The organism is Streptomyces sp. CBMA156 (assembly GCF_014596515.1).
Classification (GTDB): Bacteria; Actinomycetota; Actinomycetes; order Streptomycetales; family Streptomycetaceae; genus Kitasatospora.
The window spans coordinates 1-8134 of sequence record NZ_MSJQ01000303.1; the positions used below are offsets into that span (position 1 = coordinate 1).

Below are 8134 nucleotides of genomic sequence, written 5' to 3' on the forward strand. Positions count from 1 at the left end.
GGCCGCCAGCGCGGCCTCGGCCCGCTCGCCGAGCTCCAGCAGCCGCGCCCGCAGTGCGGCGCTGTCCTCGACGATCCGCCAGAACGCCGCCATCCCGGGGTTCAGCCCGACCGTCGGCTCCCCGCTCGCGAAGGCCGCCAGCAGGTCGGCCCGGACGGCGTCCACGGCGGAACCGCCCGAGGGGCGGCGCCGGACCACCTCGGCCAGGTGGGCGACCACCTCCTCCTGCCGGTCGAAGAACAGGTCCTCCTTGGTCGGGAAGTAGTTGAAGACCGTGTTCGGCGAGACCCCGGCGGCCCTGGCCACCTCGACCACCGTGACCCGGTCGAACCCGCGCTCGGCGAACAGGCCCATGGCGGTGTCGGAGAGCAGCTCCCGGGTCTGCTGCTTCTTGAGTTCGCGAAGTCCCATGGCCGGATCCTACCCACGGAACATGATGTCACTCTAAATTTGCAGTGGCACCAAAAATATCGGCTACCGTGACGGCATGACCTTCACCTTCGGCATCTATCCCGGCGGACCGGTCGGTGACGACACCGGCGTCATCGCTCCGGTCCGCCCCGACGACCCCGCCAGGATCACCGCCGCCCTGCGCGAACTCCAGGGCGGCGCCGCCGAGTTCCTGGTCCGCGCCTACCGCTCGTACCCGGGCGGCGAGCACACCCCCGAGCAGCCCGGGCAGTACGCGGCCGAGGGCCGCAGGCTCGACCTGGTGCTCCAGTACCGGGAGCGCGGCGGGGAGACAGCGGGCTGGCTGGACTTCGTCCGGCGGACGGTCAGGGCCGAGGGGCACCGGCTCGCCCTGCTCCAGATCTGCGAGGAGCCCAACCTCGACCTCCCGCCCGTGGACGGCAGCATCCCGAACGTCCGCCGGGCGCTGGTCGAGGGCGTGGTCGCGGCCAAGGAGGAGGCGCTGGCCCACGGGTTCGACGGCCTGGCCGTCGGCTTCAACGCGGTGCCCTCCTTCGACCCCGCGGACACCTTCTGGGCCGAACTCGGCCGGCTGGCCGACGAGCGCTTCCACCGCGCCCTGGACTACGTCGGCCTGGACTTCTTCCCGGACGTCTTCCGCCCCGTCCCGCCCGGGCAACTCGCCGACGCGGTACGGGCGGTGGTCGCCGGATTCCGCCGCGACTCGCTGCCCCCGGCCGGGATCGGGCCGGGCGTTCCGCTGCGGATCTGCGAGAACGGCTGGCCCACCGGCCCCGGGCGGAGCGAGGCGCGGCAGGCCGAGGTGGTGGCGGAGGTGGTCCGGACGGTCGCCGGGCTCGCCGCCGAGCTCAACGTCACCGGCTACGCCTTCTTCGCCCTGCGGGACGCGGACAGTGCGGGCACGGGGCTGTTCCCCCACTTCGGCCTGCTGCGCGACGACTACACGCCCAAGCCGGCCTTCGAGGTCTACCGCCGGCTGGTCGAGGAACTGACGAACTGACCTGCCGCACATGTTAGTTCGACTCGAAGAACCGTTCCACCATGCGGCGCTGGGCGGCGACGGCGTGCACCGGCTCGCCGATCACCCGGCCGGCCAGGGCGACGGCCGGCTCTCCGACGTCGCGGCGGAGCAGGGCGGCCGCCTCGGCCCGGTCGGCGGCGATCCGGGCGCGGCCGGCGGCGAGCAGGCCGTCCCGGTCGCGGATGCCCTCGGCGCGGGCCGCGGCCATCGCCGCCGCGCCGTGCTCGGCGTACTCCGCCCTGATCCCGGCCGCCTCGTGCCGGGCGTCGGACAGCTCCCGCAGCCGGGCCTCCCGGGTGGCCTCGGCTTCGGCGAGCAGGCGCTCGGCGTGCTCGGCGCGGCCCTCGGTGGCCTCCCACCGTGCGGCCCGCACCCGTTCGATCCGGGGGAGCAGCCGGCGGCCGAGCATCCACAGCAGCAGGAGGAACAGCGCCAGACCGAGGAGCAGCGGGGCCGGTTCCGGCTCGAGCGGGCCGAGTCCGAGGTTCACGCCCGACCTCCCCGGGGTGTGACATGCCATCAACTCGTGATATTCCCAGGGGTGATGGTGATCGAACTCGGTCCCGGCGTGAACTTCGTCACGACAGCCTCCGGGGGCGCGTCACCGCGCCCTCGGAGGCGGGGAGGGCTCACTGCCCCATGACGTACCTGACGGTCGGGCCGGTGGTCCAGCCTCCGTCCACCGCCAGCTCGGCGCCGGTGACGTAGGAGGAATCGCCGGAGAGCAGGAAGACCACGGCGGTGGCGATCTCGGGCGCCTCGCCGACCCGGCCCATCGGGGTGTTGGGGTAGTTGCCCTCGCCGCTCCGGATGCCGACCGAGGCGGTCATCGGGGTGTAGGTCATGCCGGGGTGTACCGAGTTGACCCGGATCCGCTCGGCGCCCAGCTCGACCGCGCCGATCTTGCTCAGGCCGCGCACGCCCCACTTGGAGGCGCCGTAGCCGGCGGTCAGCGCCAGGCCCATCAGGCCGGCCGCCGAGGAGATGTTGACGATCGAGCCGCCGCCGGCCGCGCGCAGCGCCGGGACGACGGTCCTCATCCCGATGAAGACGCCGGTCAGGTTGACGTCCAGGACCTTGCGGAAGTGCTCGACGGTCTCGTCCGCGAGCGGCGTGCCGGTGGAGATCCCGGCGTTGTTGACCAGGCCGTGCAGCGCGCCGAACTCCGCCACCGCGACGTCCACGACGTGCTGCCAGTCCTCCTCCGAGGTGACGTCGTGGCGCACGAACCGCGCCCGCTCGCCGAGTTCGGCGGCGGTGGCCTCGCCGTCCTCCACCAGGACGTCGGTGATCACCACGTTGGCGCCGGACGCGACGGCGAGCCGGGCGGCCTCGGCGCCCAGGCCGCGGGCGCCGCCGGTGATGATGACGGTCTTGCCGGTGAGGTCGTTCATGACCTGCTCCTTCGGGGGGTGGGGGAGGAGAGCATGGCGGCGGACATCGTCACCAGGTCGGCGAGGAAGGTCTCCTCGTCCGTCAGGGGGGTGGAGCCGGCCAGGTACTGCTGCGCCCGGTCGGCCAGGGCCGCGCCGATCAGGGTGAGGACCAGGTCGATCCGCTCCAGCCGGATCGGCTCCGGAAGGGCGGAGATCCGCTCCTCGACCCGTTCGATCAGGTGCCAGTAGCCGCCGCCGGCCAGGGTCGGGTGCGGGCTCCTGGTGCGGACCCCGCTGTTGTGGCTGACCTGTGCGGAGATCCGCAGGCAGTGCCGGCCCTGTTCGGTGCGCAGCTCGGTGGCCTCGGCCGCGACCAGGGCGTCCAGCAGTCCCGGCAGGTCCGCGTCCGCGAGTGCGGGCAGGTGTGGCGCGAGGGCCCGCTCGGTGCGTTCCTGGCGGCCCGCCATGATCGCGTCGAGCAGGCCCTCGCGGGAGCCGAAGTGGTACTGCACGGCGGATGGGTTGCTCTGCCCGGCCAGCCGGATGATGTCCCTGGTCAGGGCGGCTTCCACGCCCCGGGTGGCGAAGAGTTCCTCTGCCGCCCGCACCAGCCTCTCGCGGGTCTCGTGGCCCGCCGACGTCCTTGCCATGGGTTCGATATTAATGCTGTGCATTATTAATGGCAAAGGAGTCGAGGGCGAGGGCCCCAGGCTCGTGACTCCCTGTTCCCGGCTACGTCACCTCGCCCCGGCGGGAGAAGCGCTCCGCCCGCCACTCGCCGCTCTCCAGCACCTCGGCCAGCTGCCGGGCCGCGTCCCAGACCTCGGTGTACGACAGGTAGAGCGGGGTGAAGCCGAAGCGCATCAGGTCCGGCGCGCGGAAGTCGCCGATCACCCCGCGTTCGATCAGCGCCTGCACCACCGGGTAGCCGGCGGCGTGCCGCAGCGCGACCTGGCTGCCGCGCCGGGCGTGCTCGCGCGGGGTCACCACCTCGACCCCGTCCAGGCCCTCGGTCAGCGAGACGAACAGGTCGGTCAGTGCCAGGCTCTTGGCCCGTACCGCTGCCAGGTCGGCCCGCTCCCAGACGTCCAGCGAGGCGCCGAGGGCGGCCTGGCCGAGCAGTGAGGGCGAGCTGGTCAGGAACCGGCCGATGCCCGGCTTCGGGTCGTACCCGGGCTCGAAGGCGAACGGCCGGGCGTGGCCGAACCAGCCGCTCAGCGGCTGGAGCGGGCCGGCCGCCAGGTGCCGTTCGGCGACGTACAGGAAGGCCGGCGAGCCGGGGCCGCCGTTCAGGTACTTGTAGGTGCAGCCGATCGCGAAGTCCGCTCCGGCGGCGCCGAGTCCGACCGGCAGGGCGCCCACCGAGTGGCACACGTCCCAGATCATCAGCGCGCCCGCGGCCTGTACCCGGGCGGTGATCCCCGGCATGTCCAGCAGCTCGCCGGTGCGGTAGTCCACGTGCGAGAGGACGACCGCGGCGACGTCCCCGTCCAGGTGCCGGTCCAACTCCTCGGGGCGGATCAGCACGCTGCGCGCGCCCTCGGCCAGGCCGGTCACGCCCTCGGCGATGTACAGGTCGGTCGGGAAGGCCTCGGCGTCGCCGAGCACCGTGCCCCGGCCGGGGCGCAGCCGCAGCGCGGCCGACAGCACCTTGAACAGGTTGACCGAGGTGGTGTCGCAGACGACCATCTCCGCCGGCGAGGCCCCGACCAGTGGCGCGATCCGCCGCCCCAGCCGGTACGGCTGCTCGAACCAGCCGGCGTCGTTCCAGCTGCGGATCAGCTCCCGGCCCCACTCCTCCTCGATCACCCGGCGCACCCGCTCGGGCGTGCGCACGGGCAGCGCGCCCAGTGAGTTGCCGTCCAGGTAGATCACCCCGTCCGGCAGGGTGAACTCCTCGCGGAACTCCGCCAGCGGGTCCACGGCGTCCAGCGCCGCGCACTCCTCGCGCGTGGTCATGCCCGTCCCTCCCTCGTCCTCGGTGTGCACCGCTCGTCCCGTCCCGCTCGTCCCGGTCGTGCCGGCCGGGGCCCGGCCCGTCACAGGCCGTCCCGGATCGTCCACAGCTCGGGGAACACGTCCTGTTCGGCCGACCTGCGCAGCCAGGCCAGCCCGCTGGAGCCGCCCGAGCCCGGCTTGGCGCCCATGGTCCGCTTGACCGTCGAGAGGTGGCGCTGGCGCCACCTGGTGACCCGCTCGGCCACGTCCAGCAGCGCCTCGCCGAGCGGCTGGAGCCCGGCGAACTCCGGCTCGGTGTAGACCCGCCGCCAGGCCGCCTCGACCTCCGCGGACGGCTGGTAGCGCTCCTCGGTGGGCGTCCGCCGCGGGGCCAGGCCGCGCCGTGCCAGCAGCGCCAGCGCCTCGTCGTACAGGCCGGGGGAGCGCAGGGTCTCCGTCAGCTCGGCCTGCGTCCGCGGCATGCCGTCGTACATCTTCAGCAGCGCGGCGTTCCGGTTGCCGAGCAGGAACTCCAGGTGCAGGAAGGCGGAGGACTGGAAGCCGGAGGCCTCGCCGAACAGCGAGCGGAAGGAGTTGAACTCGCGCGGCGTCATGGTGGCCAGCAGGTCCCAGGACTCCACCAGCACGTCCTGGGTGTGGGCGCCCCGGCGCAGCGCGGCCAGCGCGGCGGTCAGGTCGTCCTCGCGCAGCGCCCGCAGGGCGAGCGTCCACTCGTGCCGCAGCAGGTCGAACAGCAGCTCCATCACCTGGGTGGTGACGATGAACGACAGCTCGGACGGCTCCTCGCTGAGCGGGTGCTGCAGGCCGTGCAGCTCCTCCAGGCGCGCGTACTGGGCGTACGGGGTGCCCCGGCCCGGTGCTCCGTCCCGACCGAACGACAGGTTGGGTGTCTGCGCCGTGTCGTGCCCCATTCCGATCCCTCCTGATCCCTCCGGGCCGCGTCGCCCGGTTTCCGGTGAACCAGACGGACCGCCGGGTTCCACCGGGTGCCCATTGTGCGGCGGCGGTGCCTCCCGCTTGAATGGTCGACGGGTATCGCAACCGCCTTCCGAGTTGTCGTTCGCAAGGCGTTCCGCCGATTCGCCTTACGAATGGAAATCCGTTGGTTCCGACCACCCGGGAGGCCGTCCTGGACGCCGTCGACCGTCGCCTGCTGGCCGAGCTCCAGGCCGACGCCCGGCTCTCGTACAACGAACTCTCCCGCCGGGTGAGCCTGTCCGCACCCGCGGTGGCCGAACGGGTCCGCCGGCTGGAGTCCGAGGGGGTGATCAGCGGCTACCACGCCCACGTGGACCTCACCAGGGCCGGGCTGCCGATCACCGCGCTGGTCCAGATCCAGTGCTACGGCCCGCGCTGCGTGCTGCGTGACCCCGACGTGCCGACCTGGCCGGAGGTGGTCCAGCTGCACCGGGTCACCGGCGGGGCGTGCTGCGTGCTGCTGGTCGCGGTGTCGACGATGGCCGAGTTCGAGGCGGTGTGCGACCGGCTCGGCGGCTACGGCCAGCCGTCCAGCTCGATGATCCTGTCCAGCCCGGTGCCCTGGCGCCCGGTGGTGCCGCCGCGCTGACCGCCGGGGCGGTGCCGGTCGCCGGTGCCGCGCCGACCGCTGCCGCGTCGTCGCCGGCTGTCCTTGACGCGGGCGTCAGGGAGTAGGTTCCCGGCATGCCGAACGATCGCCACATCCTGCTGCTGCCCGGGAGCCTGCGGGCCGGCTCCACCAACGAGACCGTGCTGCGCACCGCGGCCGCCGTGGCCGCGGCCACCCCGGGCCTGCGGACCACGTACTACGCCGGACTGGCCGGGCTGCCGCACTTCGACCCGGACCGGGACACCGATCCGCTGCCGGAGCCGGTGGCCGCGCTGCGGGCCGCGATCGAGGCGGCCGACGCGCTGCTGGTCTGCACCCCGGAGTACGCCGGGACGCTGCCGGGCGCGTTCAAGAACCTGCTGGACTGGACGGTCGGCGGGACCGAGATCTCGGACAAGCCCGCCGGCTGGATCAACTCCGCCGGTCCCGGCCGCGGCCTGGGCGCCGAGGCCACGCTGCGCACCGTGCTCGGCTACACCGGCGCGGCCGTGCTGGACGAGGCCTGCGTCCGGCTGCCGCTGGAGCGCGGTGCGGTCGGCGGGGACGGGCTGGTCGCCGACCCGCGGGTGCGCGAGCGGATCGGCGAGGTGCTGGCCCGCCTGGCGGCGGCCTGAGCGGCCGGCCGATGGGCTGAACCGTCGGACACCGCTCACCGGGGAGCGGCTCAGTGCCCCTCCGGCAGGTGCACCCCGAGCCCGGCCAGGCCCTCCAGGAACAGCTCGACGCCGACCGCCGCCAGCAGCAGCCCGAGCAGCCGGGACAGCACCTCCAGCGAGGTGCGGTGGGTGCGCCGCATCAGCGGCGCGAGCACGGCCACGCAGAGGTAGTTGATCACCGCGACGGCGACGTACGCCCCGGCGACGGCGGCCTTCCAGCCCCAGTTGTCCTGGTTGAGCGAGGCGACCAGGACGGCCGTGATGGCGAGCGGGCTGGCGATGTACGGCAGCAGCAGTTCGCGGATGCCGTCCACCAGCGGGTTCGCCAGGTGCTCGTCGTCGTCGCCGTCCGAGCCGAGGTGGACGCCGAAGACCAGGGCGACGGCGTAGACGAAGAAGATCGCCCCGCCCGCGAGCTGGAGCGACTGGTCGCTGATGTGGAACAGGGTGGTCAGCTCGTCCGCCCCGAAGCCGAGCACCAGGCCGATCACCGCGGAGATGACCGTGCTCAGCGCCGCCAGCCGGCGCAGCTCCAGGTTGCTCCTGGTCCCGGCCAGCCGGGCGAAGGACAGCAGGGTCTTCGGCGGGCCGACCACGGCGAAGAAGGTGATGAAGGCGCTGGCCAGGTTGAAGACGAACATGGGCCAAGCATGACCGCGGGGCCCCGGGCGGCCGGTCCGCCACGCCCCGCGGCCGGGCGTGGCGTGAATCTCCTCGCCCGGCGGTTCATTCCTGGTCCCGGGCGAATTCGCCCGGATGGCGGCCCCGGCTCGAAGGGGCGGGCGCCCTCGGTTGCTATGGAGGCAGGACTGCCTCCCGGCAGGACCGCTCCGCCGCGGAAACGAGGATTGCGACATGTGCCTGAACCGTAAGGACCTGGGCCTGCTGGCCCTGCGCAGCGCGGTCGGCGGGGTGCTGATCGCGCACGGCACCCAGAAGCTGTTCGGCTGGTTCGGGGGCGGCGGCCTGGAGGGCGCCACCCAGGCCATGGAGCACATGGGCTTCCACCCGGCCCGGCAGAGCGCGCTCGCGGCCGGCCTCGGCGAGGCGGGCGGCGGTGCGCTGCTGGTGGCCGGGCTGGCCACGCCGGCGGCCGGCGCGG

General features: G+C 73.5%; 11 protein-coding genes. 4 read left to right on the plus strand and 7 right to left on the minus strand.

All coding sequences use genetic code 11. The features are described 5' to 3' along the window. On the minus strand, positions 1-411 hold a 411-nt coding region (locus tag BU198_RS26535; RefSeq protein ID WP_188299401.1), incomplete at its 3' end, for a TetR/AcrR family transcriptional regulator. A 76-nt stretch (positions 412-487) separates the two neighbouring features. Between BU198_RS26535 and BU198_RS26540 the strand changes: the two genes are divergently transcribed. Further along, the gene (locus tag BU198_RS26540; protein WP_188298754.1) at positions 488-1432 is read left to right on the plus strand and encodes a hypothetical protein; all 945 of its coding nucleotides are present in this window, start codon (positions 488-490) and stop codon (positions 1430-1432) included. Between the two features lie 13 nt (positions 1433-1445). Here the strand turns inward: BU198_RS26540 and BU198_RS26545 are convergent, their stop codons facing one another. From BU198_RS26545 to BU198_RS26565, 5 genes are all read right to left on the minus strand, one after another. Then, on the minus strand, positions 1446-1943 hold the full coding sequence (locus tag BU198_RS26545; RefSeq protein ID WP_188299402.1) for a hypothetical protein: 498 nt from the start codon (positions 1941-1943) through the stop codon (positions 1446-1448). A gap of 139 nt (positions 1944-2082) precedes the next feature. Then, complete coding sequence (locus BU198_RS26550) at positions 2083-2847, minus strand: glucose 1-dehydrogenase (RefSeq protein WP_188299403.1); 765 nt, start codon at positions 2845-2847, stop codon at positions 2083-2085. After that, complete coding sequence (locus BU198_RS26555) at positions 2844-3479, minus strand: TetR/AcrR family transcriptional regulator (protein ID WP_188299404.1); 636 nt, start codon at positions 3477-3479, stop codon at positions 2844-2846. Before BU198_RS26555 ends, BU198_RS26550 begins: the two co-directional genes overlap by 4 nt. An 82-nt stretch (positions 3480-3561) precedes the next feature. Continuing rightward, a complete protein-coding gene (gene kynU, locus BU198_RS26560; RefSeq protein WP_188299405.1) occupies positions 3562-4788 on the minus strand; it encodes a kynureninase in 1227 nt (408 codons plus the stop codon). 80 nt (positions 4789-4868) lie between these two features. Further along, on the minus strand, positions 4869-5699 hold the full coding sequence (locus tag BU198_RS26565) for a tryptophan 2,3-dioxygenase (RefSeq protein WP_188299406.1): 831 nt from the start codon (positions 5697-5699) through the stop codon (positions 4869-4871). 191 nt (positions 5700-5890) lie between these two features. Here BU198_RS26565 and BU198_RS26570 point away from each other — a divergent pair, with 191 nt between their 5' ends. Both BU198_RS26570 and BU198_RS26575 read left to right on the plus strand, forming a co-directional pair. Next, positions 5891-6355 (plus strand): Lrp/AsnC family transcriptional regulator, encoded by a 465-nt coding sequence (locus tag BU198_RS26570; RefSeq protein WP_223244969.1) that lies wholly within the window; start codon positions 5891-5893, stop codon positions 6353-6355. 95 nt (positions 6356-6450) lie between these two features. Then, on the plus strand, positions 6451-6990 hold the full coding sequence (locus BU198_RS26575; RefSeq protein WP_188299408.1) for an NADPH-dependent FMN reductase: 540 nt from the start codon (positions 6451-6453) through the stop codon (positions 6988-6990). 50 nt (positions 6991-7040) lie between these two features. Here the strand turns inward: BU198_RS26575 and BU198_RS26580 are convergent, their stop codons facing one another. Next, positions 7041-7673 (minus strand): MarC family protein, encoded by a 633-nt coding sequence (locus BU198_RS26580; RefSeq protein WP_188299409.1) that lies wholly within the window; start codon positions 7671-7673, stop codon positions 7041-7043. Between the two features lie 214 nt (positions 7674-7887). Between BU198_RS26580 and BU198_RS26585 the strand changes: the two genes are divergently transcribed. Next, on the plus strand, positions 7888-8134 hold a 247-nt coding region (locus BU198_RS26585; RefSeq protein WP_188299410.1), incomplete at its 3' end, for a DoxX family membrane protein.